The following is a 24065-nucleotide window of genomic DNA, read 5'->3' as shown; positions in this document are numbered from 1 at the left end:
TTTAATTACAAAAAAACAGTGTTTTTAAGTTACAGTAGGCATATTCAGCTAAAAGGGAGTTAGTAATGTCTGTTAAACCGTTTTTGGTAGTGTGTGGCTTATGCCTGAGCACAATGCTAATCAGCGCTTGTGGCGGCAGCAGTAGTTCAGCGGTACAGGAGCCGCCGCCTCCACCGCCAGTATCGCCCACGCCGCCGGTTAGTCTTAGTTATCAGGGGCTGGATGGTTTTATTATTAATGAGTTGTATCAGCATAGCGGCGTGTTAGTGGCTGCCAGTGATGATGGCGTGCATCGCCAGAATAGCAGTGGTAACTGGATTGCTGCGGGCCTGGAGGGCTATGACGTTATGGCCATGAGCCTGCTGACCGAGCAGCACTGGCTGGCGTCAACCGTTAAAACCAACCAGGACGATTTGCCAGCATACTTACTGTTTGAAAGCTTCAATGGCGGTAGTGACTGGCACGAAGTTGATTATCAGTTTGGCCAGGCGGGGGAGAACGAGGCCATATATGCGTTGCTGTATGATAATGCAGAGCAGGTGGTTTATGCCACGGGCATAGATGTGCTGGCCAGCTCCACTGATATGGGCCAGACCTGGAAAGCGGTACATGGTGATTTTGGCGGTTTTGGTCAGCCGAAAAGCGCCCTGACTCAGTCTGCTGATGGCCAGACTATCTGGTATGGTGGCCAGGGCGCTATCGAAAATGGAGTGTTCTATCAATATGATGTGACAACCCGCCAGGCTATTCTGCACAGCGACTTATTTCCCAACCCCAGCTCGATTAAAGCCATTCGTTATGCCCCTGACGACCCGCAAACGGTTTATGTCAGCGCCGAGGGCGGTATTGTCCGTAGTAACGATCATGGTCAGAGCTGGCAGGCGGTGCTCGATAACGTCAACTTTCGGTTTTACTTTGATCTGATTATTGACCCTGATAACCCGGAGCGTATCTATACAGCTGGCTGGGCTAAAAACTTCACGGAGCCACAACCGCTTATTATTGAATGGACTGACGATGGCGGTGCCAGCTGGCAGCAATATGAATATCCGGAGCAGGCATTTTTTGGTGGGGTGCGAAGTATGATCCTGGTTGAGGAAAACCAGCAGCAGGTTATTTATTTTGGCTTGTTTAAAGGCGGCATTATGCGCATGCCGCTACCTTAATTTCGTTACTAAAAAGCCGGAGCTGGCTAGTTGTCCGGCCTGCTAACTGTCGGAGTAGCCATCCGGATTCTGGCTTTGCCAGCGCCAGCTGTCCCGCACCATGTCGTCCAGGGTTTTCTCTGCCCGCCAGCCCAGCAGTTTTAAGGCTTTGTCTGGCATGGCATAGCAACTGGCAATATCGCCGGGGCGGCGGGGCGCAATCTGATAGGGCACGTCGACATTGTTGACACTACTGAACGCTTTAACCATATCCAGCACGCTGTAGCCAGTGCCGGTACCCAGGTTAATGGCTGCAATACCCTGATTGGTTTCAAGATACTGCAGGGCTTTCAGGTGACCCGCGGCTAAATCAACCACATGAATATAGTCACGCACGCCGGTACCGTCCGGGGTGGGGTAGTCGTCACCAAAAATACTCAGTTTGTCGCGTTTCCCTACTGCCACCTGTGAGATAAATGGCATCAGGTTATTTGGAATACCATTCGGGTCTTCGCCAATCTGGCCACTGCTGTCGGCACCGACCGGGTTAAAATAGCGCAGCAGAGTAATGCCCCAGTCAGGCTCGGCCTTAACCAAATCTTCCAGAATGTGTTCAATCATCAGTTTGCTCTGGCCATAGGGGTTGGTAGCAGAGCGTGACGAAGTTTCGGCAATGGGTACTTTTTTGGCATCGCCATAAACCGTGGCAGAGGAGCTGAATACCAGCTTTTTAACCTTGAATTCGCGCATTACCCGGCACAGGGTCACAGTGCCGGCGACATTGTTATCATAGTAGTGCAGTGGCATTGCTACAGACTCACCTACTGCTTTTAAACCGGCAAAATGCACTACCGTGCTTACCTGATATTGCCGGAATACCGCGCTTAGTGCCGCTTCATCTCTTATATCGCCGCTGACACTGATAATGTCAGCACCAGCCAGTTGCGCTACCCGTTGTAAAGCAGCGGTAGAGCTGTTGCTGTAATTATCGAAACTAATAACCTGATAACCGGCCCGCAGCAATGCGAGGGCGGTATGGCTGCCGATATAACCAGCGCCACCTGTTAATAAAACATATGTCATTTAGGGTAATACCCGCTTAAAAGGCTTAACGGTTGATTTAACGTAAACACCAGCGGTCAGGTATGGGTCACTGTCGGCCCAGTTTTGGGCATCTGCCAGTGAGTTAAATTCGGCTACCACTAGCGAGCCGGTAAAGCCGGCGCCACCGGGTTCATTGCTGTCAATTGCCGGTAACGGGCCGGCGAGTAATAACCGACCCGCTTCATTTAAGGCCTGCAGCCGGGCCAGATGAGCCGGTCGGGTTGCCAGCCGGTTTTCCAGACTATTGGCCGCATCTTCAGAGTAAATCATATAAAACATGGTAAAACCTGCTTGCTGTTTCGTCGCTGCAAGATAGCAGATCCAAAAGCCAAAACCAATTAGCAATGGCTTTGCGAAAGGTTGGACTAGGATTTGCCGCAGCCTGCTGTTAGCATGCTGTGCGAACAAAATAAAAATAGCAAAAAAACTATTCTAATAAAAAGATTCAGGGAGTCCGCAATCCAATGAAACGTGAACAATTCAGCTCCAGTCTGGGGTTTATCCTGGCAGCCGCAGGTTCGGCCGTCGGCATAGGTAACCTGGTGGCTTTTCCGGTGATGGCCAGTAAAAATGGCGGTGCCGCCTTTTTAATTATTTATGCCTTTTTTGTATTTTTTGTCTGCTTACCGGTAATGCTGGCCGAGATGAGTCTGGGTCGGCATACCCGGCAAAACCCGCTGGGCGCTTATACTGAAATCGGCCAGAACCGGGCCTGGCGCACCGTTGGTTGGTTGTCGGTTATCACCCCCTTTATGATTGGGGTGTTTTATCTGGTTATCACCGTCTGGATTGCCGGATATTTGGGTAAAGCCATCATGGGCCAGCTGGATCAGCTGGCTGATCCCAACGGCTTTGGTGTATTTATTAACAGCAACGAGCTGTTTGCCTATATGGCGCTGGTAGTGGGGCTGACCTTTTTAATTCTGCAGGGTGGGGTAAAAAAAGGCATAGAAAAAGCCACGACGGTGTTAATGCCATTACTGTTTGTGATGCTGATAGCGTTGGTGATTTACGTGCTGACTCTGGAAAACGCTATGTTAGGTGTTAAGTTTTTCCTGGTACCGGACTTTAGCAAGATTACAGGTCAGGTGTTAAATGGGGCATTGGCCCAGGCGTTTTTCTCACTGTCCCTAGCAATGGGTATTTTAATTACCTATGGCTCTTATATTCAGAAAAATAATAATATTGTTTCTGCCGGTAAGATGGTGGCGGGGTTGTCCTTGCTGGTAGCTTGTTGCTCTGGCTTATTGATTTTACCTGCCGCCTTTTCGTTTAACCCGGATATTGAAATCAGCGAGCTGTCTGAGTCGAGCATTGGCATGATTTTTATGTTTCTGCCAAAAATCTTTTTAGCACTGCAGGCTGACATTGGTTACTTTGGCGCATCGTTTATTGCCTCGTTTTTCTTCCTGCTGGTGTTCTTCGCGGCGATGACGTCGCTGGTATCCATTATTGAAGTACCGGTTGCCAGCATTATGGATGGCAAAGGCTTAAGCCGGCGTAAGGCGCTGTACTCGTTGGGTGCCGCGATGGTGGTACTGGCAGTAATAAGTGCATTGTCATTTGGTCGTATCGACTGGCTGAGTAACATTCTGAGTTACGGTGGTAATACCAAGTCGTTTTTCGATTTAATATACGATATGTTTTATGAAACGATCCTGCCATTAAACGGCTTATTGCTGTGTTTGTTTGTAATTTATCGCTGGAAAAAACACAATCTGGATGCGGAAATGAGCCAGGGTAATGCCAGCTTTGCCGGTTCGTTCCTGCAAAAATATGTGAATTTTTCGCTGGGTACCTTTATTCCAGTGATCCTGGCGATTATTTTTATTAATACCGTGCTGACCATCTATTTTGGCTACAACATGCTGACGGTGTTTTTTAGCTCGATTGGTTTTAATTAAGCAAGATTAGTAAATAGTTTATCTAAAAAAGAACCCGCCTTTGGCGGGTTCTTTGTTATCGGTTATCAGCAGGCCTGGCGTTTAGTCGTCCTGCGTCTGTCTGGCATTTTGCTCAAACAACTGTTGGCGCATGGCACTAAACTGGCTTTGGCACAGGGCAAAGGTGATGGGCCGGGTAATCAGCATATAAACAGGCGCTACCAGCAGGGCATAACCCAGAATGGCCCAGCCATCTGCCCGGGCGACCAGAATAAACAGGCCGAATATAATGATTAATTTCAGCGTATTTAAACCGACTTTAGTTGGTGTCGGCAGTTTATCGGCAGCTGCACGCACGACCTGCATACGCTGGGCAAAATTAAGGCCTTGTAACTCCGGAATTTTCTGGCTGGAAAAATACAACATGACATGTCCCTACTTGGCAAAAAAAAGCATGGCAAAAACGGCCGCTCTGGCAGCAGGCGGCCATTATATACCCAAAATCATTGAAATTGCAGGTAGGCGGCAAGTGAGTGAACCCCCATAAGCATAGATGTCTATGTGATTGGGGGGAGTGAGCGTAGCCAACACCGCTGCAGCTTCAAGGATGACGGGTATATCCATTAATTACAGCCAAATCCTAATTGTCGATCAGTAGTGCCTTATTAGCGAAGCGTTATTTTGCCATCAGCCCCCGTTTTATCATGCAATCGGCAATTTCACTAAGGCTGGCCGGGTCGTCGATGGTGGACGGCACCACGTATTCCTCACCATCGGCAATTTGTCTGAGTAACTTGCGCAGAATTTTACCCGAGCGGGTTTTGGGTAAACGCGGCACGATTAACGCCTGTTTAAAGCAGGCCAGCGCACCTATTTGTTCACGTACCCGCTGCACCAGTTCTGTTTGCAGTTGCTGCTCTGTAATATCGACGCCGTTTTTAAGTAAAATAAAGCCCACCGGCTGCTGGCCTTTTAACGGATCGGCCAGGCCAATGACGCAACATTCGGCCACCGCCGGGTGGCTGGCGACAATTTCTTCCATTTCGCCGGTTGATAAGCGGTGGCCGGCGACGTTAATCACATCATCAGTACGGCCCATCACATACAGGTAGCCGTCGTCATCCAGATAGCCACCATCGCCACTGGCGTAGTAACCGGGGAACTGACGCAAATAGCCGCTGGTAAAACGCTCCGGGTTTTGCCAGATGGTGGTCAGACAGCCCGGCGGCAGTGGCAGTTTTAGCGCAATATTACCCTGCTGGTTCGCAGGCAGCGGCTGGCCGTTATGGTCCAGTATCGCCACCTGGAAGCCCGGCACCGGCACCGTAGCCGAGCCGGCTTTGCTGGCCAACAGCTCTATACCTGCCGGATTGGCACTTATGGCCCAGCCGGTTTCGGTTTGCCACCAGTGGTCAATTACCGGCTTTTGGCTGTGTTCAACCGTCCAGTCGTAGGTCGCCGGATCGAGCCGTTCACCTGCCATATATATCCGCTCCAATGCGCTCAGGTCATAGTTTTTTAGAAGCTTAGCATCAGGGTCTTCTTTGCGAATGGCCCGAAAGGCGGTGGGCGCCGCAAACAGAGCTTTAACTTTGTACTCGGCGCAAACTCGCCAGAATGCCCCGGCATCCGGGGTATAGACCGGCTTGCCTTCATATAACACGCTGGTGCAACCGGCTAGCAAGGGGCCGTAGACAATATAAGAATGGCCGACCACCCAGCCAACATCGGAAGCGGCCCAGAACACATCACCCGGTGCCATACCATAAATGGCCTGCATACTGTAATGCAACGCCACGGCATGGCCGCCGTTGTCGCGCACCACGCCTTTGGGCTTACCGGTGGTGCCTGAGGTATACAGAATATACAGCGGATCGGTGCTTTTTACCGGCACACACGCCGCAGGTTCAGCACTTTGCATTAAATGCTGCCAGTCATAATCACGGCCGGCCTGCAAGTCGGCCGTAAGCTCGGGACGCTGCCAGATAATACAACTATAGGGCTGGTGTTCAGCCAGTTCAAGCGCGTTATCCAGCAGAGGTTTGTAGGCGATTACCCGGTTAACTTCAATACCGCAGGAAGCCGATACAATGACTTTCGGGCTGGCGTCATCTATCCGCACTGCCAGCTCGTGCGCGGCAAAGCCACCAAACACCACCGAATGGACAGCACCCAACCGGGCTACCGCCAGCATGGCGATAACGGCCTGCGGGATCATTGGCATATAGATAACCACCCGATCGCCTTTTTCGACACCACGTGCTTTTAATACCCCGGCAAACAGCGCGACCTGGTCCGTCAGTTGCTGATAAGTAAATTGCTGCTTGCTATTGGTGACCGGTGAGTCATAAATCAAGGCAGTCTGGTCGCCGCGGCCCTGGGTTAAATGATAGTCGAGCGCCAGATATGCGGTATTCAACTCACCGTCGGCAAACCATTGGTATTGCTCGCCTTGTATATGCAAAATCTGACCCGGAGCCTGATACCAGGCTAAGCGGTTGGCTTTTTCAGCCCAGAATTGCTGCGGTTGCTGGCAAGCTGCCTGATACTCGGTTTGATAAGACATGGGTATGGTTCTCGTGGCTGCGGTTTTACGTACCTTACCGAAAAACCGCAGTGCTGCCACTTAGACTTATGGCTAATCGGGCAGCAGGTTCAGCCAGTTTACTTGATACAGATCATGCCGGCGGTCTTTTAAGTTGGTGACCGAGCCTTCATTACGAATTTGCTTTAAACGGTCCAGATCCAAATCAGAGAACATCAGCATTTCAGTGTTAGGTGTGGTTTCAGACATCACCGCATCGTGTGGAAAGGCAAAATCAGACGGCGAGAACACCGCCGACTGCGCATATTGTACGTCGAGGTTGTCCACTTGTGGCAGGTTACCGCAGCTGCCGCAAATGACCACGTAACATTCGTTTTCAATCGCCCTGGCCATAGCGCAGTGTTTAACCCGCAAAAAACCATTTTTGGTATCGGTCCAGAACGGCACAAATAACACATCCATATCTTGCTGGGCCAGTACCCTGCTCAGCTCCGGGAATTCAACATCGTAGCAAATTAAAATACCCACCCGGCCGGCATCGGTGTCAAACACCTGCAGCTTATCGCCGCCTTCAATTACCCAGTCGCGCCGCTCATGCGGGGTAATATGAATTTTACTCTGGCAATCTACGGTGCCATCCCGCCGGCATAAAAAACTGACATTAAATAAGCTGTCGCCTTCCAGCACCGGCATTGAGCCGGTAATAATATTAATATTGTAGCTGACGGCCATATCCGACATGGCGGCTTTAAAACGCTCAGTAAAGCCGGCCAGAAAGCGGATAGCGGCAGTCTGATTTGATTTATCGGGGCACAGCCCCATCAGCGGCGCGTTAAAAAACTCCGGAAACAACGCAAAGTCACTCTGATAATCGGCCAGCGCATCAACAAAGTACTCGACTTGCTGCAGCATTTGCTCAACGGAGGAGACTTCACGCATTTGCCATTGCACGGCGCCAATTCTGATTTGGGTTTTGCGACTGTTCAGCCCGGCCTGAACCGGCTCATAAAAAATATTATTCCATTCCAGCAAGGTCGCATAACCTTGCGAACTCTCATCTTCAGGCAGATATTTTTTTAGCAAACGTTTTAACTGAAAGTCGTTCGACAACTGGAAACTTAAAATCGGGTCATAAATTTCCCGGCATTTTACCGCTTCCAGATACTCCGCCGCCGACATTTCACTGCTGTGTTGCTGATAATTCGGAATGCGGCCACCGGCGATAATAGCGCGTAAATTTAACTGGCGGCATAACTCTTTGCGGGCATCGTACAGGCGGCGACCCAGCCGGTAACCACGGTAGTCGGGGTGGATCATTAAATCCAGGCCATACAGCGCATCACCAGTTTTATCGTGCAAAATGGTTTCGCGTTTGCCGATTAAATCATCATAGGTGTGGGGGTTGCTAAAGCGGTCATAGTTAACCTGTACCGTTAACGCCAGGCCAATAATTTCCTCATGGTCAATCAGGCAAATCTGGCCTTCGGCAAAGTCTTTAATAAGCTTATTAATGGTGTGCTCCGGCCAGGCGCCACCAATGTCATGGTACACCCGATCCATCAATGCCTGGACCTGGGGGTAGTCAGTGGCGGCTAGGTGGCGGATCTTTAAATGCAGATCGTCGCGCATAATAAGGGCTCCTGTTACTTGGGTGACTAAAACCATATCACCAAATCAGCAGTGGGTAAAAGCGGCTGCTCATTTGAGTTTTTATAGTATCTTCAATAGTATTGGGCAGGTCGCCGCCAAAAAGGATCTTTCGGGTATGATATTTCAGCGAATGACGGATATGGCAATGCTCAGCATCCTGGCTGCCCTGGTCTGGGCTGCATTAACTCAAAACCAGGGTTGGTGGTTTTTTCTGCCGCTATGGCTGTTAATGCTAATCTGGCAGTACTTTGCCAGGTTAACCTTACCCTCAGTGCGTTTACAGGTCTTACCCGGTTTTATCTGGTTTTTTTTCAGGCAGTTAGTGCTGGGCGCCTTTGACGTGGGCTGGCGTGCGCTGGCAAGAGAACCGCAATTCAGTCCGCAGTGGCAATCCTACTCCATGAGCTTAACCAAACCGGCCAGTCAGCGTTTACTGGCCAGTTTGATTAGCTTACTGCCCGGCACCTGCAGTGCCGGAGTGGAGCAAGATCCGCAACAACCCGATCAATTACTGCTGCATGTGCTGGATCAGCACGCTGACTGGCAAACCGGGGTTAGGGCATTGGAGCAGCAGCTTACCAGGCTGCTTAAACAAGAAACCAGGGCAGGTGACACATTATGATGATACTGGCTGTCGCCCTGTTATTGACTATGCTGCTTGGGTTGTGGCGGGTAATTAAAGGGCCTGCATTATTAGATCGCTTACTGGCAGTGCAGCTATTTGGTACTACCGGCGTGGCGATATGTCTGGTGCTGGCGCAGGCGCTGAACCAACCCGCGCTGCGTGATGTGGCGCTGGTGCTGGCGGTATTGGCTGCTGCAGCGCCAGCGGCTCTGGTACAGCGCTTAAAACAGAGTAGCGCCAAAATTGCCGATAATGCCAAGGAGCGGTCATGAGTGTTGGCGGCGAACTCAGTGTGATCAGCACCCTGCTAAGTAGCGCGCTATTGTTGACCGGCTTGCTGTTTTTTATCGCCGGTAGCGTGGCCATGCTGCGCTTTCCTGACAGCTACAGCCGGTTACATGCGGTAACCAAAGCCGATTCACTTGGTCTGGGATCAATTATTGCCGGCCTGATGTTTTACTGTAACTGGTGGCAGAACCTGTTAATGCTGCTGATCTGGTTACTGGTACTGGCGTCTGGCACGGTATCCTGTCAGTTGCTGGCCCGCTTTTGTAAAACCAAGCAGGATCAGGCATGAGTCTGCTGCTATTTGATGTGCTGCTGTGCGGCTTGTTGTTGGCTCTGGCGCTGGCCAGTGTGTTAAGCCGGCAATTAAGCCATGCGGTTATTTTATACATCGCCTTTGGCCTGCTAATGGCCCTGACCTGGGCCCGGCTGGCGGCGCCAGACTTAGCGCTGGCCGAGGCTGCCATCGGTGCCGGGTTAACCGGTGCCCTGTGTTTTACCGCGCTGGCCCGCCAGGGCAAGCTGGCTGCCAGCCCCACGCTTAGTTGGCAGCAGCGCTGCTGGCCGGCATTGTTTGTGTTAGTGACATTGTTCGGCTTACTGCTGCTGGTGTTGCAACTTCCTGCCAAGCCTGGCCCGTTACCCGCACTGGTCATGCAGCAGCTGGCTGCAAGTGGAGTCAGTCATCCGGTAACAGCGGTATTACTTAATTTTCGCTCCTGGGACACCTTGCTCGAACTGCTGGTATTGCTACTGGCTTTGTTAGGCACGCTGCAGGTTGCGCCGGCACCGGTGTACCAAAGCAGTTGGGTACTGAGTCGCAGCTGGAGTCAGTTACTGGCGCCGCTGATTATTGTGCTGGCAGGCTACTTATTGTGGGCAGGTGCCCATCAACCAGGCGGCGCGTTTCAGGCTGGTGCCTTGCTGGCTGCCGGAGCGGTAGTACTGAAGTTAAACCACCAACTCAACTGGTTGGCCTGGCGCAATATCTGGGTACGGTTTTTTGCTATTGCCGGCCTGACAGTATTTGTTGCTGCAGTGCTGACCGCCTGGTTGCTATCAGGCGCTTTAGCCGAGCCTGTCTGGCTGCGCTGGCCGCCTGAACTTGCGAAGTACATTATTCTGCTGATTGAAATTTTTGCCACGCTGGCTATCGCGATTACCCTGACGTTACTGGTGGTTGCCGAGCAGCCGGCCACTCCGCTGAGCCTGGCCCGCCAGGAAGATGATGAGGCCGCTGATGGTTGAGTTCAGCAGCTCGCTCAACTTGTTTTTGGCTACCGCGGCGACGCTGGTGGCGATTGGCGTTTACGGTTTTATCGTTGGCCCTGAACCGCTGCGCCGGATTGTGGCGCTGAATATTATCAGTGCCGGCATCTTTATGTTGATGGTGGTGCTGGCTTATCGCAGCGCCGGGCCCGACGCTGTAAGTACGTTGGCTGATCCGGTGCTGCACGCTTTGGTGCTTACCGGCCTGGTGGTGGCGGTAAGTGCTACGGCATTTGCCCTGGCCCTGCTGGCCCGGCTCGGTAAGACAACGGCTGACAGGCCGGAGGAGCCAGGGCCATGATGATACTGCTGCTGGTACTGCCGTTGGCAGCGGCCTTACTGATGTTGCTCTGGCCCAGAATAGCGCCGCTGCTGGCGCTGTTTTCGGCTGCTGTCTGCAGCTTTCTTGCCCTGCAGCTGTTGCTGCAGGTCAGTGAGCAGGGCACCCGCTACTGGCTGTTAGCTGGCTGGCCCTCTGGCTTGGCTATTGCCTGGCAGGCCGATACCCTGAGTTGCCTGCTTATTTTACTTACTGCTGTGCTGCAGCTATTGGTCGGTTTTTATGCGTTTGCTACCCGCGCCCGCGATAAACTCAGCCAGGGTTTCTGGCCGCTCAGTAGCCTATTGCAGCTAAGTCTGACGGCTCTGTGGTTATCCCGGGATTTATTTAACCTGTATGTTTGTCTGGAGCTGTTGGCACTGGTTGCGGTGGCGCTGGTCAGTCTGTCCGGGCGTAAAGCGATTAAACCGGCCCTTAATTATCTGTTGCTGTCGCTGTTTGGCTCGCTTTGCTACTTGCTCGGGGTGGTGCTGTTGTATGGTGCCTATGGCCGGCTGGATATCGCGGGCTTAGTCAGCCAGTGGCAGCCAAACTTGCTGACCAACAGCGCCTTACTGCTGATGAGTCTGGGGTTAATGTTAAAAGCGGCGCTCTGGCCGCTGCATGGCTGGCTGCCGGCAGCTCATGCTGCTGCTCCCGCGCCGGTCAGCGCGTTATTATCGGCGTTGGTGGTCAAAGGGCCGCTGTTTATTCTATGCCTGCTCTGGCTGCAGCTGGCCAGTACCGAGCAGGCACAGGCTATGGCGCCACTGTTTGCCGGTGCGGGGTTGGCGGCCTTGCTGTTCGGTGGCTGGTCGGCGCTACGCACGCCTTTTGCTAAAAATCTGGTGGCGTATTCTACGGTGGCGCAACTGGGCTATGCCACTCTGGCGCTTGGCCTGATGCTGAAGTTTGATCAACCGCTGATTTTCGCCGCCTTGTGGCTGTTTGTGCTGGCCCATGCGCTGGCCAAGGCGGCCTGCTTTTTAGCAATTGGTGAGATGAGTGGCACCCTGGGGGGGAAAAGGCTGACTACGCTAAAAGGCGCCAGCCAGACCATGCCTCTTGCTATGTTTGCCTTTGCCGTTGCCGGCGGCAGCCTGATAGGTTTGCCACCCAGTGGCGGCTTTCTGGCCAAATGGGCGCTGTTGCAAGGTTTATGGCTGCAGGAGCAGCAGCTATTCTGGCCGTTGGCTCTGGTGCTTGCAACCTTGCTATCGGCTGCCTATGTGTTTCGGGTCGTGGTGTTAGCGTTTGACCGGGCCGATCCGGTTGCGCCGGATTTTTCGCCGCAGGTACTGCCGCAGTGGCTGGCATTGCTGCCGGCCTTAGCAGTTTGGGCCATGGCGTTGTTTAGCGAGCCTTTGCTCTTACTGTTGCGGTTGGAGGCATTATGAGCCCGTTCTGGTTAAGCTACTTGCCGCTGGCCATTATATTAAGTTCATTGTTGCCTGGTTTAATTATTTTTACCTTGAAAGAGCAACAGGTAAAACTGCGGATAGCCCTGAACCTGCTCGGGGTGACAGTGAAGCTGGTGCTGGTGCTGATCATGTGGCAGGCGGTAAAAGCCGGCGCTGTTTTTTATTTCAGTGTGCCGTTTTTGCCCGGTGCCGAACTCGTGTTGCAAGGTGACGCCTTATCACTACTGTTTGTCGTATTGTCATCGGTACTCTGGCTCGCCACCACGATTTATGCCATTGGTTATCTGGAGAACTCGCCACTTCGCTCGCGTTTCTTTGGCTATTTCAGTTTGTGCGTCAGTGCTACGGTTGGCTTGGCACTGTCGGGCAATCTGGTCAGCTTTTTGCTGTTTTATGAACTATTGACCCTGGCAACCTTTCCGCTGGTGGTGCACAGGGGCACGCCGGAAGCATTAGCTGCGGGTAGGCGCTATCTGGCCTACACCCTGAGCGGCGGTTTACTGCTGCTGACCGGTGTCGCCTTGCTGCATTCTCTGGTGCAAAGCCCGCAGTTTATCCCCGGTGGCTATGTCAGTGCTGTTGTTAGCGAGCACGCCGGGCTGTTGCAGCTGGCCTTTGGCCTGATGATTGCCGGGCTGGGCGTAAAAGCAGCATTATTGCCGCTGCATGGCTGGTTACCGCAAGCCATGGTGGCACCCGCGCCGGTCAGTGCCTTGCTGCATGCAGTGGCCGTGGTTAAGGCCGGTGCTTTTGGCATTATCCGGCTGGTATACGATGTGTTCGGCGTCGACAGTATGCAGCAGTTGCAACTGGCCGAGCCATTAATGTTGTTAGCGGCGACCACTATTTTATATGGTTCCTGGCGGGCGCTGGCGCAGCAGGATATCAAAAAACGGCTGGCATATTCGACCATCAGTCAGGTCTCCTATATTACCGTTGGCGTGGCAATGCTGGGGCCGCTGGCCGCTGTGGGGGGGCTGGTGCATCTGGTACACCAGGGCGTGATGAAAATTACCCTGTTTTTCTGTGCCGGCAATTACGCGGAAACTCTGGGTGTGCATAAAATCAACGAATTAAATGGTGCAGGCCGGCGTATGCCACTGACCTCTGTTGCGTTTACCGTAGCGGCGCTGGGGATGATTGGTATTCCGCCGACTGCTGGTTTTATCAGTAAATGGTATTTGGGGCTTGGCGCTGTAGCAACCGACAATAGCCTGATGCTACTGGTATTTGTATTTTCAGGCTTATTAAACGCCGCTTACTTTCTGCCCATTGTTTATCGTTTATGGTTCTTACCCCAGGGTGGTAACTGGCCAAAAGAGCAGCGGCTGTCAGCAACCCTGGAAACCCACTGGATGTTACTGTTACCCATGCTGTTTACTGCGGTATTAATTATTCTGATGGGGGTGTTTGCCAGTACCGGCGTCAGTCCGCTCAGCTGGACCCAGCTGATCGTTGAGCGGGAGTTCAGTTATGATTGATTTATCTGCCTGGCTGTGGCCGGGAGCCGGGCTGGGTCTGGTGACTGAGCTACAGCAGCTTTGGTGGTACTTCAGTTCAGGACTATGGTTGGTTGCCGCCGTATTCAGCCTGTCATTTATGGCGAAAACACCGCAGAAAGGCCGTTACTGGTTGTTTTTTGGGTTGAGCTTTGCCGGCAATATGTTGTTAATTGCTGCACTTGATGCCATCAGCTTTTATATCGGCTTTAGCGTTATGAGCTTATCAGCTTATGGTTTGGTGGTGCACAGTGGCGATAAATCAGCGCGCCGCGCGGGCCGCTTGTATCTGCAGCTGGCGGTAATGGGTGAGTTATTATTGTTTGCGGCGCTGATCCTGCGGGCCAGTGCCGCCGATGGCCAGTATGACTGGCAGAGCTGGCAGCAGGTGCCGCTGGATCATCTGACGATTCTGCTGACTATTGCCGGCCTTGGTTTAAAAGCCGGCTTCTGGCCCTTACACATCTGGTTACCGCAAGCGCACCCCGCAGCGCCGGCCCCTGCCAGCGCTGTACTGTCCGGGGCAATGATTAAAGCCGGTGTGCTGGGGTTAGTGCTGTTTTTGCCTGGCGGTGATCCGCAGCTCCAACTCTGGGTGCCTTATATGATATGCCTGGGGTTTTTCTCCGCCGGCTTTGGCGTGCTGGCCAGTCTGCTGTATCGTCAGCCGAAAGTTATCCTGGCCTATTCCTCGGTCAGTCAGGTCGGCTATGTCGTTATTCTGGTAGCACTGGCCTGGACTGACAATGCAGCAGCTGTGTTACCGGTGCTGATGGCCTATGCTGCCCATCATGCCGTTGCCAAAGGGGCATTGTTCTTATTTTCCGGCATAAATGCCAGACAACGGCTGCCCGCTTACTGGCAGTTACTATTCTGGCTGCCGGCACTGGCGTTAATGGCGATACCGTTAAGCGGCGGCGCAGCAATTAAAACTGCTTTAAAAGGCTTGTTCAGTACCACGACCCTGCCCGGCTGGCTGGATAGCGGCATGCTGGCGGGCTTGTTAAGCCTGGGTGCCCTGTTAACTGCGTTGTTGTTTTTGCATCTGGCTGCCATGTTGCGCCAGCAACAGCGACGGCTTGGCCCGGGCACCGGCAGGCCCGATTTCGCCATGCACTGGCAGGGGGCGTGCGTATTGTTACTGATCCTGGTGTTAATCTGGTTACCGTGGCAATGGCAGCCGCTGCTGCAGCTAAGTTTAACAACGCTGGCCTGGCCGACAATCTGGACCTTGTGCTGGCCGCTGGTACTGGCACTGCTGCTGGTTGCGCTGGTGCGCTGGCAGCAATGGCAGCTGCCACCGCATTATTACGACCGCAACAGTAGTGTACTGTTATGGTCGTTGTGGCTGAAGCGCTTATATCAGCCTCAGCAGCAATGGCAGATGGCGCAATTGCAGTTAAACTGGCGGCCGGTTGAACGCGCGTTAAACCGGCTGGCGCCCGATAATGTGGTCGGCGCCAGTGCGCTGTTAATTGTCGTGCTGTTGGTGGTGGCAAGTGCATTCTGGTGAATAATCCAGACGCTGGCAGATTAGGCTGATGCGGCTATCTGGGTAGGGCAGGGCCTTTAATTGTAATATAATCAACCATATTCTGACGAATTGCCCCTTGTAAATCATCGGTCAGTGGCTGGCGGGCGGCTTCGTAGTCACAGCGCAAGCCGGTTATGGCGTATACCTGGTTGCGACCATTAACTTTACTTAAGTACAGCGCCATATCGGCGATTTGCAGGGCCCGCTCCCAGTTAAGTTCGGTTTCGTCAATGCCGGCAAAAGGTAAATGAATAAAACCACCACTGGCACTAACCGGGATCATTTTGTCTTCAGCCAGCACTGGCTCACTGGCAATAACTTCAAGAATGCGCTGACAAAAGCCGGCCACTTGCTCGGGTACAATGTTGTCCAGATAAAGCAGAAACTCTTCGCCGCCCCAGCGGATCACAAGATCTTCCTCCCGGCAAACTTTGGTCAGGCGGGCACTGAGTTGTTGCAGCACTTCATCACCAGCGGCATGACCGTGACTGTCGTTAATTTTTTTAAAATAGTCGATATCCAGCAGTAAAAACCCATTGGCATGCGCAATGTTATCACGCTGGCGCCGGCCAAACTTGCTGCGCCGCTGCATATGCTCCTGCAACGCCCGGCGATTAAACAGGCCGGTCAACGGGTCTCGTAATGACTGGTACTCCAGTTTTTTGTTGGCTTCGCGTAATTTTCGGTTCGACTGCCGTACTTTGCGATATAGCTGATACAGCAGGATGGCGGCAAAAATAAGTACCAGAGCGAACAAAGCGGTTAGTTGTTGCTGTAATTTCTGGTTATCCAATAGCTGGGCTTTTAAGTTGTTCTCCTGCTCTAAAATGGTGATCAGCTGACTTTTTGCCTTAGTATCATAACGGTTTTGCAATTCAGCAACACTTTTTTCCCGTTCAGCCGTCAAAATCTCTGCCCGTAAGGCCAGCTGTTGTTGCAAGGTCTCGGCCTGTTGCTGATATTCCCCCGCCTCTGCATAGGCTTCAGCCAGGGCTTCCAGTAAGGGTTCATAATGCGCTTTGGTATCGTTGTTCTTAAAGTACGCCAGCGCCGTTAACATCCGGTCCAGGCCAGCGCTATGCTGGCCTTCCATTACCTCGATATAGCCAAGGTTATATTCCATAATCTGGCCGTTATAATCATCGTCCAGCGCTTTAGCCCGGGCAGCAGCTTCCTGCAATACTGCTTTGGCTTCGGTGTATTTTTTCTGGTCAATGTAAATTGACCCCAGGTTATTCTCGAAGGTCAGTTCAATACTGGAGTTGGCAGCCGTTTTCGCCGCAGCAATACCCAGTTTATTGATGGCAACCGCACTTTCCAGATCCTGCTGCTCAGCAACGACAAACCCCAGCAGTAAATACAACGGCGGCAGTTCTTTTTCGAACTGGTATTTCTTAGCATCGGCAATCAGTTCTTCAGCCAGGCTTTTGGTTTCAGGCCATTTTTTAAGATCGGCATAGACATGAGCAATACTGAAATTTAAATAGAAACGACGGCGCAGGGTAAACTGGTCATCAGTGGCAATAACGGCGTCAAGCGCCCGGGTTAAATGTTGCAAAGCACGTTCATACTGGTTATCGGCTTTAAACAGTTCCCCGAGTAAATTATGAACGTAATACCGTACTCTGGGGATAAGCGCATGTTCAACAACCAGTTCCAGCCTGTCGGCTTTCAGCACTGCAGCTGATAACTCGCGTTGATAAAAGATAAATTCAATTTCGGTGGCGTAAATCTCACTTAACGCATCAGCGCTATCGGTTTGTGCGGTTAAAGCCAGTAATTCAGTAAGTAAAGCATCGGCTTGCAGCTGCTGTTGCTGGTACAGCAAAGCAGTGGCCTGGTATGACATCAGCCGCACTCTGCTGGTCAGTGGGAAATCAGTTTGTGCTTCCAGGTAATAACGATTGAATACCTCCTGCAAAAACAGGTCAGCTGCGGCTACGTCATCACGCAATAACAGCAGATATTGGTCCAGCTGCTGCTCTAAAACCTGTTCAGTGGTTTGTTGTTGCGCGCTAACGGGGCAGAGGCTCAGACTCAGCATCAGAGCAAGTACAGCCAGCAGGCGGGGAAACGGCAGGGGGCTTAACGTTGAGTTGAAAAACATATGCCGGTCCCAAGTGAAATTAGTTAGTTGAAGATAGCGTATTTTATCAGCAATTACAGCAAACAATGCGACATAGTGACCGCTTCTGTCTGAATATTTTCAGTTGCTTAGGGTTATTAGCAGCTGATTAAAGCTATAATAACAACCGTGTTGTTTAAGACTGGCAAAATGGTTTGCCGTAAGTTTTCTGGAAGCGTTATGAGTACCCTGGAATATCTGTTTATAATGTTGCTGCTGGTGGCTGCCAGTTCATTTTTTTCAGTATCTGAAATAGCCCTGGCCGCATCGCGTAAAATGCGCTTACGCTTAATGGCGACACAGGGCGATGTCAGCGCTGAAAAAGTACTGATGCTGCAGGAGCACCCGGGTAATTTCTTTACCGTGGTGCAAATTGGCTTAAACGCGGTAGCGATTCTCGGTGGTATTCTCGGTGAGTCTGCGTTTACCCCTTACTTCTTATCACTGCTGGCCATTTTTGCTGATGCCAGCTGGGTGCCGGCAGCCGCTTTTGGTTTATCGGTATTCTTTGTCACGTCATTGTTTATTTTATTTGCCGACTTAATGCCGAAGCGGCTGGCGATGATTGCGCCGGAAAAAATCGCAGTGAAAATCGTCCAGCCCATGCTGCTGTTGATTTTACTGCTTAAACCTTTTGTCTGGCTATTTAATGGCCTGGCCAATTTGTTCTTCAGCTTGTTTAATGTGCCGACCATGCGTAAGGACGATATTACACCCGATGATATTATGGCGATGATGGATGCAGGCGCCCAGGCCGGGGTGCTGCAGCAACATGAACATCAGTTGCTGGAAAATGTGTTTGATATGGAATCGCGCACGGTGACGTCAGCGATGACCGCCCGGGAAAGCCTGATTTTTTTTACCAATAACGAGTCGCAGGACAATATAAAAGCAAAAATTGCCGAACACCCGCATGCTAAGTTTATTGTTTGTGATGAAGTACTGGATCGGGTCGTAGGCTATGTCGATACCCGGGATATTTTAATGCAGGTGCTGCATGACCAGCCTATTTCGTTGAAAAAAGAGGGTATAGTCCGCTCGCCGCTAATCATCCCTGATACCTTGTCGTTATATGAGGCACTGGAACACTTTAAATCTACCGGGGTCGATTTTGCGATTATTATGAACGAATATGCCCTGGTGGTCGGGATTATTACCTTAAAAGATGTGATGAGTATCGTGATGGGCGAGCTGGTCAGTTCAGAAGAAGAACAGATAGTAAAACGTGATGCCAACTCCTGGCTGGTGGAAGGTTTAACCCCGCTGGCCGATGTGATGCGGGTATTGGATATCGACAGCTTTCCGAATCCGGAAAACTACGAAACCATTGCCGGTTTTATGATGTTTACCCTGCGCAAAATTCCCAAGCGCACAGACTTTGTGTTGCATGGCGGCTACAAATTTGAAGTGGTCGATATCGACAGCTATAAAATCGACCAGTTGCTGGTAACCCGGATTGATAACCCGGAAAACTAAGGTAGTTAGTCCGGGCTGCTGATTAGCGGGTAGGGTTGTCTGGCTCAGCAGTGTCGTCTGGCAAGTCAGGGCTAGACTCCGCTGCCTGCTCAGCCAGTTCCAGCATTTTCTGCCGGAAGTTGTCCAGGCCCGCCATCACTTTGGCGTAGGTCTGGTCGACCCCCTCAGCCACTTCACCTTCATAAACCTTTAAGCCTTTCAGAATATCTTTGGCATCAGCAAAGCCTTTTTCGATACCGCCGCCAATGACTTCTAAAAAGCTGTCCAGTTGCTCCTGCTCTGAACGGTCCGGATTCAGCTCTTTATAGCGGCTATAAAAGCTGGTAGCAAATGCAACAATGCGCTCGGCAGTGGCCTCTGGTGAGGTATCAATGCCGGAGTCATAGATTTTCTGGGCGGCGTTTTCACCAAATACCGGCTCAAGCTCAGCATTAATGCCTTCCAATGCTGTTTTATACAGCAAACTAAGCGAGTCGTTATTGCTGCTGAGTGAGACTCGCTCGTTGGCTTTTAATATTGCTACATTCTGGGCCTGACGGGCAGTGCCGGCGTCATCAGCAATGCCTTTGCTGCCGGTATTCTTGTTCTCAACATTTTTGTTTTCAATGTTTTTACCAGCATTGCTGGCAGCAGGGGCTGTACTTGGGGTAATAGCCATAATGATGACCTCTTGTCACATAAGCCGGTTTTCAGTACCGACGGTTAATTAAACTATAGCGTAACGAGGTTATCGGCCAGGCTTGCTGAAACTTTACTGTTATTTGAACTTTTTAATTGCTAATCGTCATCAGGCTAATGACATCGACTGCGGACATCTGCATAATCCGGTGAGCTTTGCCGGAATTCAGCGTGAAGCAGATAATTCTAATAATACTGGGGAATCCATGACTGTAAATAGCTCTGACGCTCTGGCGCCAGCCAATCAGCCACAGTTTCTCGGCCATCCGGTCGGGCTTTACGTGTGCTTTCTCACTGAAATGTGGGAGCGCTTTTCGTTCTACGGCATGAAATATTTGCTGTTGTTGTATTTAACCAAGTATCACTTATTCAGCGACGCAGGTGGTCTGGATGTACTGGGTAGCTATGCTGGCTTAGTTTACGCCATGCCGGTTATTGGCGGTATGCTTGCTGACCGTTATCTGGGGATGCGCAAAGCGGTCACCTTTGGGGCCATTTTGTTATGCCTTGGTCATCTGGGGTTAGCCTATGAAGGCTTTCAGGCCTACATAGAAGATGGTGTGGTGGTGCAGGATACTGGTGCTATTCAGGTGTTTTACTTTTCGCTGGCACTGATCATTATGGGTGTGGGGTTTTTAAAACCTAATATCTCGACTATCGTTGGTCAGCTTTATGGCCAGGGTGATGCCCGGCGTGATTCTGGTTTTACTATTTTTTATATGGGCATTAATACCGGCTCTTTTATCGCTACTTTGCTGGTCACCTACATTGGTGAAGTTTACGGCTGGGGCTGGGGTTTCGGCCTGGCAGGCATTGGCATGGTACTGGGCCTAATCGTATTTTTAGCGGGTCAGAAATACCTGTACGGTTATGCCGAACCTAATGACCCGGTGATGTTAAAAGAAAAGGTTTTTGCCTTTCTTGACCGGGAGTGGCTGATTTATCTGGCGACCCTGCCTGCACTTTTTGTAGTGTGGCAACTGGTTCAATACAATCCTGTGGTGCACAGTGTTTTGCTGGGTCTGTCCTTTATTGTACTGGCCGGCATCATCTGGTTTATGGTTAAAGAATGCACCAAAGTAGAACGCGACCGGATGCTGGTGCTGATAGTGCTGACGTTTTCAACCGTGGTGTTCTGGGCCTTGTTTGAACAGTCTGCATCGTCGATGACCCTTTACGCTGACCGGGTAATGGACCGTAATGTATTTGGTTTTGAAACCACGGCCGGCCAGTATGGCGCCTTAAACCCATTGTTTATTATTACTTTAGCCCCTCTGTTTGCCTGGTTGTGGATCGCTCTTGGTAAACGTAATCTGGAACCCAGCACGCCGGTTAAATTTGCTCTGGGCATTATGCAGGCAGGTTTAGGCTTTGGCGCACTGGTTCTGGGTGCCCAATTTCCAAACGAAGCCGGGCTGGTCGGTGCCGGCTGGATGGTGCTGGCGTATATGCTGCATACCATGGGCGAATTATGTTTATCGCCCGTTGGTTTGTCGGCGGTGACTAAGCTGGCAGTGCACAAGGTGGTCGGTGTCATGATGGGAGCCTGGTTCCTGGCAACGGCCTACTCAGAATTGCTGGCGACCCAGCTGGCAAAACTGGCGGCCATTGATACGCCGAGTGGTGAAGTGGCTGATGTCGGGGCGGCGCTGGCAGGCTATACTGAGCTATTCAGCTTCCTGATGTATGTTGGTATTGCTATTGGGGTGTTTATGTTGTTGCTCAGCCCCTGGCTGAAAAAACGGATGCACGGCGTAAATTAACCCTGGCAGTCAGCTAAGGGTAACAAAGGGGGCGCATTATTAATGCGCCCCCTTACTTTTCGGTGTTAACCAGCGTTCCACGGTGCCACTGAAGCCTTAAAATGACCGCTAAACTTGTGCTGCGCAGTAGCATAAAGACGGATAATGCTGCCCAAAGAGCATGGTTTTGCCAGTGTTGCAGCAGGTAAAAACTGCCGGCAAAACTCAACAGGGCGATGACCATACTGTTGCGCAGGGTTTTACCCTGGGTAGCGCCAATAAATACCCCGTCCAGAAAATAAGCCCAGCAGGCCAATAACGGCAGTAAAATCATCCAGCCCAGATAAAGTGCTGCATGCTGCTGCACTTCAGGCAGTGACGTAAGCAAGCCGACAAAATTATTACCGAATAAGCCGTAACCTGCACTAAATATAATAGCCAGCAGCAAGCACCACAGCGCCAGTAAACCGAGGGTATTGCCGAGCAGGCGACTATCGCGCGCCCCTATGGCTTTTCCTACCAGACTCTCTGCTGCATAGGCCAGACCGTCCATAGCATAGGACACCAGCATTAAAAAACTCAGCAATACGGCGTTAGCCGCAACGGTATTATCGCCATAGGCGGCACCCTGAAAGGCGATAAACACAAAAACGCTTTGCAGGCATAAACTGCGCAGAAAAATATCACGGTTTAGCGCAAATAATCGCTTGAGCCCAGCCAGCTTACTAAGCTGGTTTAGCATAGCTGCCAGTAAATCCTGCGTTGGCAGGCGGCGTAGCAGCAAATAGCCACCGAGCAGCAGGCCGCCGTAATCTGCGACCACTGATGCGGCGGCAATGCCGGCAACCTGCCAGCCAAAACCCAATACAAACACTAAGTCGAGGATGATATTTAAAAGGTTGGTGACAATTAACATCCACATCGGGTAACGGGCATTTTGCCGGCCTAAAAACCAGCCCATTAATACCAGATTGATTAAGGTTGCCGGTGCGCTCCAGATCCGGATGCCAAAGTACAGCTGCGCTTGCTGGTTTACCTGGCTACTGGCGTCACTAAAGCTAAAAGCCAGCTGGGCCAGTGGCCATTGCAACAGTAACAACAGTGCAGCCAGTAACAGCGCTACTAACAGGCTCTGGCTTAAACACTGTAACTGGCCTGCGCTATCGTTGGCACCATAAGCCTGAGCGGTCAGGCCGGTGGTGCTCATCCGTAAAAAGCCCAGCAGAAAAAACAGCAGGCTGATTAAACTGGAACCTAGCGCCACCCCACCCAGATACCAGGCATGCGCTAAATGACCACTGACTGCGGTATCGACCAGCGCCAGTAATGGTACTGACAAATTCGATAACACCATCGGCAGGGCAATAGCGGCCACTTTTTTTTGTAGTGGGGCATTTAAAAATAATGATAGCAAGCCGGGGCCTTTCTTAGTTAAACCAAGGCTATGATACACGGCTTATGGCGTGATGCCACCGGGTAAGTTGCCCTGATGCCAGCTCGTCAGCGCTATCTAAAGCCAGTATACTGTGGCTTTGCTAAAAGCGGACCCCGCATTGTGATTGAGTATAAATCGGCCGCGTTTTATCGTAGTTGTTTTGCGCTGTGTCTGGCAGCCATAGTGGTATTTGCCAATTTGCATTTACTGCAACCCCTGCTGCCGCAGCTTAGCCGGGATTTTCAGTTAAGCCCGCTGCAAGCCAGCCTTAGTTATACCATTGCTACCCTGGGGCTGGGCTTATCCTTATTGGTTTACGCCTCGTTATCTGATGCCTGGGGCCGTAAATCGCTGTTATTGCTGACCTTGCTGGGTATGACTGTCAGCACCCTGGCGCTGACCCAGGTTGAAAGCTTCGGCGCCCTGTTATGCTGGCGGGCGGTGCAGGGTATTTGCCTGGGTGGCCTGCCGGCTATCGCCATTGCCTGGATGGGCGAAGAGTATTCCACGCCAGCATTGGTCACGGCCGTCGGGTATTACATCAGTGCCAATTCACTGGGCGGTATCGGTGGCCGTTTGCTGGCCGGGGGCCTGGCTGATCTGGGCCACTGGCAATGGGTGTTCTGGCCAATGGCTCTGTTAAGTGCGCTCAGTTGCTACTTTATCTGGCGTTATCTGCCGCAATCTACGCATTTTACCCGCCAGCCGTTCCGGCTCCGGCAAGCGCTGAGTAATCATGGCTATCACCTGCGCCAGCCGCTGCTATTGTTGACCTACCTGATTGGCGGCCTGAATTTTCTGGTATTTTTAAATCAGTACACCTATATCAGTTTTGTGCTGGCCGCGCCGCCATACCTGCTTAGCAGCAGTATGCTGGGGTTATTATTTATCACCTATTTCAGCGGTACGGTCGGTTCAGTGTTATCTGCAAAAATTGCCCGGCGCATGTCAGCACCACTGGCGATGGCCCTGGGTATCGTGCTGATGATGTTTGGCAGCCTGGTCACCCTGCATAGCCAGCTACCAGTTATTGTCAGTGGCTTTTTTATCAGCGCTTTTGGCTTTTTTCTGTGTCACTCACTGGCCAGCAGTTGGGTAAACCAACATGCTAAGCGCGCTAAAGCCAGTGCCAGTGCGCTGTACCTGGTGTTTTATTATGTCGGCGCCAGTATTGGCAGTATTTATCTGCAACCGTTCTGGCAATGGTCCGGCTGGTCAGGTGTGGTACTGGCTTCCCTGCTGATGTATAGCCTTACCTTAAGTCTGGCATGGTGGTTGTGGCGCCACAGTAGCCGTTAATTTCAAAATAATAACTGTGGTATTTAAACCT

Annotated in this window: 21 protein-coding genes; 13 read left to right on the top strand and 8 right to left on the bottom strand. The window is 51.5% G+C overall.

What is annotated here, in order from left to right; genetic code table 11:
• Positions 1–65: 65 nt before the first annotated feature.
• On the top strand, positions 66–1166 hold the full coding sequence (locus CRO03_RS03040; RefSeq protein ID WP_097110073.1) for a WD40/YVTN/BNR-like repeat-containing protein: 1101 nt from the start codon (positions 66–68) through the stop codon (positions 1164–1166).
• A 42-nt stretch (positions 1167–1208) separates the two neighbouring features.
• On the opposite strand, the gene galE is transcribed toward CRO03_RS03040, so the two are convergent.
• Entirely contained in the window at positions 1209–2228 is a 1020-nt protein-coding gene (gene galE, locus CRO03_RS03035) for a UDP-glucose 4-epimerase GalE (protein WP_097110072.1), read from the bottom strand.
• Positions 2229–2528 carry a YciI family protein gene (locus tag CRO03_RS03030; RefSeq protein WP_097110394.1) on the bottom strand — a complete coding sequence of 100 codons (300 nt, stop codon included), beginning with the start codon at positions 2526–2528 and terminating at the stop codon, positions 2229–2231.
• Positions 2529–2713: 185 nt separating this feature from the next.
• Here CRO03_RS03030 and CRO03_RS03025 point away from each other — a divergent pair, with 185 nt between their 5' ends.
• A complete protein-coding gene (locus CRO03_RS03025; protein WP_097110071.1) occupies positions 2714–4153 on the top strand; it encodes a sodium-dependent transporter in 1440 nt (479 codons plus the stop codon).
• 81 nt (positions 4154–4234) lie between these two features.
• Here the strand turns inward: CRO03_RS03025 and CRO03_RS03020 are convergent, their stop codons facing one another.
• The 3 genes from CRO03_RS03020 to CRO03_RS03010 all read right to left on the bottom strand — a co-directional run bounded on the left by CRO03_RS03020 (position 4235) and on the right by CRO03_RS03010 (position 8306).
• Positions 4235–4558 carry a DUF6170 family protein gene (locus CRO03_RS03020; protein WP_097110070.1) on the bottom strand — a complete coding sequence of 108 codons (324 nt, stop codon included), beginning with the start codon at positions 4556–4558 and terminating at the stop codon, positions 4235–4237.
• Between the two features lie 250 nt (positions 4559–4808).
• Complete coding sequence (locus CRO03_RS03015; protein ID WP_097110069.1) at positions 4809–6698, bottom strand: propionyl-CoA synthetase; 1890 nt, start codon at positions 6696–6698, stop codon at positions 4809–4811.
• Between the two features lie 72 nt (positions 6699–6770).
• Positions 6771–8306 carry a carbon-nitrogen hydrolase family protein gene (locus CRO03_RS03010; RefSeq protein WP_097110068.1) on the bottom strand — a complete coding sequence of 512 codons (1536 nt, stop codon included), beginning with the start codon at positions 8304–8306 and terminating at the stop codon, positions 6771–6773.
• Between the two features lie 136 nt (positions 8307–8442).
• Here CRO03_RS03010 and CRO03_RS03005 point away from each other — a divergent pair, with 136 nt between their 5' ends.
• Genes CRO03_RS03005 through CRO03_RS02970 form a run of 8 tightly spaced genes read left to right on the top strand, consistent with a single transcriptional unit; the run spans position 8443 to position 15258 of the window.
• Positions 8443–8949, top strand: a complete 507-nt coding sequence (locus tag CRO03_RS03005) for a Na+/H+ antiporter subunit E (protein ID WP_097110392.1) — start codon at positions 8443–8445, stop codon at positions 8947–8949.
• A complete protein-coding gene (locus tag CRO03_RS03000; RefSeq protein WP_097110067.1) occupies positions 8946–9224 on the top strand; it encodes an MrpF/PhaF family protein in 279 nt (92 codons plus the stop codon). The genes CRO03_RS03005 and CRO03_RS03000 overlap by 4 nt, the downstream gene beginning before the upstream one ends.
• Before the next feature lie 20 nt (positions 9225–9244).
• Positions 9245–9529 (top strand): cation:proton antiporter, encoded by a 285-nt coding sequence (locus CRO03_RS02995; protein ID WP_097110391.1) that lies wholly within the window; start codon positions 9245–9247, stop codon positions 9527–9529.
• Positions 9526–10485 (top strand): Na(+)/H(+) antiporter subunit B, encoded by a 960-nt coding sequence (locus CRO03_RS02990; protein WP_097110066.1) that lies wholly within the window; start codon positions 9526–9528, stop codon positions 10483–10485. The genes CRO03_RS02995 and CRO03_RS02990 overlap by 4 nt, the downstream gene beginning before the upstream one ends.
• Entirely contained in the window at positions 10478–10807 is a 330-nt protein-coding gene (locus CRO03_RS02985; protein ID WP_097110389.1) for an NADH-quinone oxidoreductase subunit K, read from the top strand. The genes CRO03_RS02990 and CRO03_RS02985 overlap by 8 nt, the downstream gene beginning before the upstream one ends.
• Positions 10804–12222, top strand: coding sequence for a complex I subunit 5 family protein (locus tag CRO03_RS02980; RefSeq protein WP_097110065.1), 1419 nt, complete (start codon positions 10804–10806; stop codon positions 12220–12222). Before CRO03_RS02985 ends, CRO03_RS02980 begins: the two co-directional genes overlap by 4 nt.
• Complete coding sequence (locus tag CRO03_RS02975; protein ID WP_097110064.1) at positions 12219–13727, top strand: complex I subunit 5 family protein; 1509 nt, start codon at positions 12219–12221, stop codon at positions 13725–13727. Before CRO03_RS02980 ends, CRO03_RS02975 begins: the two co-directional genes overlap by 4 nt.
• A complete protein-coding gene (locus CRO03_RS02970; RefSeq protein ID WP_097110063.1) occupies positions 13720–15258 on the top strand; it encodes a complex I subunit 5 family protein in 1539 nt (512 codons plus the stop codon). Before CRO03_RS02975 ends, CRO03_RS02970 begins: the two co-directional genes overlap by 8 nt.
• A 34-nt stretch (positions 15259–15292) precedes the next feature.
• Here the strand turns inward: CRO03_RS02970 and CRO03_RS02965 are convergent, their stop codons facing one another.
• Entirely contained in the window at positions 15293–17386 is a 2094-nt protein-coding gene (locus CRO03_RS02965) for a tetratricopeptide repeat-containing diguanylate cyclase (RefSeq protein WP_097110388.1), read from the bottom strand.
• A gap of 198 nt (positions 17387–17584) precedes the next feature.
• Between CRO03_RS02965 and paeA the strand changes: the two genes are divergently transcribed.
• Positions 17585–18880 carry a polyamine export protein PaeA gene (gene paeA, locus CRO03_RS02960; RefSeq protein ID WP_097110062.1) on the top strand — a complete coding sequence of 432 codons (1296 nt, stop codon included), beginning with the start codon at positions 17585–17587 and terminating at the stop codon, positions 18878–18880.
• A gap of 22 nt (positions 18881–18902) precedes the next feature.
• On the opposite strand, the gene CRO03_RS02955 is transcribed toward paeA, so the two are convergent.
• On the bottom strand, positions 18903–19538 hold the full coding sequence (locus CRO03_RS02955; RefSeq protein WP_097110061.1) for a DUF5610 domain-containing protein: 636 nt from the start codon (positions 19536–19538) through the stop codon (positions 18903–18905).
• 226 nt (positions 19539–19764) lie between these two features.
• Between CRO03_RS02955 and CRO03_RS02950 the strand changes: the two genes are divergently transcribed.
• Positions 19765–21321, top strand: a complete 1557-nt coding sequence (locus CRO03_RS02950) for a peptide MFS transporter (RefSeq protein WP_097110387.1) — start codon at positions 19765–19767, stop codon at positions 21319–21321.
• A gap of 52 nt (positions 21322–21373) precedes the next feature.
• Here CRO03_RS02950 and dinF read toward each other — a convergent pair whose 3' ends face one another.
• Positions 21374–22714, bottom strand: a complete 1341-nt coding sequence (gene dinF / locus CRO03_RS02945; RefSeq protein ID WP_170948925.1) for an MATE family efflux transporter DinF — start codon at positions 22712–22714, stop codon at positions 21374–21376.
• Positions 22715–22855: 141 nt separating this feature from the next.
• On the opposite strand from dinF, the gene CRO03_RS02940 reads away from it, so the two are divergent.
• Entirely contained in the window at positions 22856–24034 is a 1179-nt protein-coding gene (locus CRO03_RS02940; protein ID WP_097110385.1) for an MFS transporter, read from the top strand.
• Positions 24035–24065: the final 31 nt, after the last annotated feature.

This window comes from Arsukibacterium tuosuense (genome assembly GCF_900215315.1).
Lineage (GTDB): Bacteria > Pseudomonadota > Gammaproteobacteria > Enterobacterales > Alteromonadaceae > Alishewanella > Alishewanella tuosuense.
Note: the sequence above shows the minus strand (reverse complement) of the source record. Positions and strands in the feature narration are given on the sequence as shown.

Coding starts and splice junctions, on each gene's coding strand:
- CRO03_RS03040 (WP_097110073.1), top strand. CDS start 66: ATGTCTGTTAAACCGTTTTTGGTAGTGTGTGGCTTATGCCTGAGCACA.
- CRO03_RS03025 (WP_097110071.1), top strand. CDS start 2,714: ATGAAACGTGAACAATTCAGCTCCAGTCTGGGGTTTATCCTGGCAGCC.
- CRO03_RS02990 (WP_097110066.1), top strand. CDS start 9,526: ATGAGTCTGCTGCTATTTGATGTGCTGCTGTGCGGCTTGTTGTTGGCT.
- paeA (WP_097110062.1), top strand. CDS start 17,585: ATGAGTACCCTGGAATATCTGTTTATAATGTTGCTGCTGGTGGCTGCC.
- CRO03_RS03000 (WP_097110067.1), top strand. CDS start 8,946: ATGATGATACTGGCTGTCGCCCTGTTATTGACTATGCTGCTTGGGTTG.
- CRO03_RS02970 (WP_097110063.1), top strand. CDS start 13,720: ATGATTGATTTATCTGCCTGGCTGTGGCCGGGAGCCGGGCTGGGTCTG.
- CRO03_RS03015 (WP_097110069.1), bottom strand. CDS start 6,698: ATGTCTTATCAAACCGAGTATCAGGCAGCTTGCCAGCAACCGCAGCAA.
- CRO03_RS03020 (WP_097110070.1), bottom strand. CDS start 4,558: ATGTTGTATTTTTCCAGCCAGAAAATTCCGGAGTTACAAGGCCTTAAT.
- galE (WP_097110072.1), bottom strand. CDS start 2,228: ATGACATATGTTTTATTAACAGGTGGCGCTGGTTATATCGGCAGCCAT.
- CRO03_RS02955 (WP_097110061.1), bottom strand. CDS start 19,538: ATGGCTATTACCCCAAGTACAGCCCCTGCTGCCAGCAATGCTGGTAAA.
- CRO03_RS02950 (WP_097110387.1), top strand. CDS start 19,765: ATGACTGTAAATAGCTCTGACGCTCTGGCGCCAGCCAATCAGCCACAG.
- CRO03_RS02965 (WP_097110388.1), bottom strand. CDS start 17,386: ATGTTTTTCAACTCAACGTTAAGCCCCCTGCCGTTTCCCCGCCTGCTG.
- CRO03_RS02975 (WP_097110064.1), top strand. CDS start 12,219: ATGAGCCCGTTCTGGTTAAGCTACTTGCCGCTGGCCATTATATTAAGT.
- CRO03_RS03010 (WP_097110068.1), bottom strand. CDS start 8,306: ATGCGCGACGATCTGCATTTAAAGATCCGCCACCTAGCCGCCACTGAC.
- CRO03_RS03030 (WP_097110394.1), bottom strand. CDS start 2,528: ATGTTTTATATGATTTACTCTGAAGATGCGGCCAATAGTCTGGAAAAC.
- CRO03_RS03005 (WP_097110392.1), top strand. CDS start 8,443: ATGATATTTCAGCGAATGACGGATATGGCAATGCTCAGCATCCTGGCT.
- CRO03_RS02985 (WP_097110389.1), top strand. CDS start 10,478: ATGGTTGAGTTCAGCAGCTCGCTCAACTTGTTTTTGGCTACCGCGGCG.
- CRO03_RS02980 (WP_097110065.1), top strand. CDS start 10,804: ATGATGATACTGCTGCTGGTACTGCCGTTGGCAGCGGCCTTACTGATG.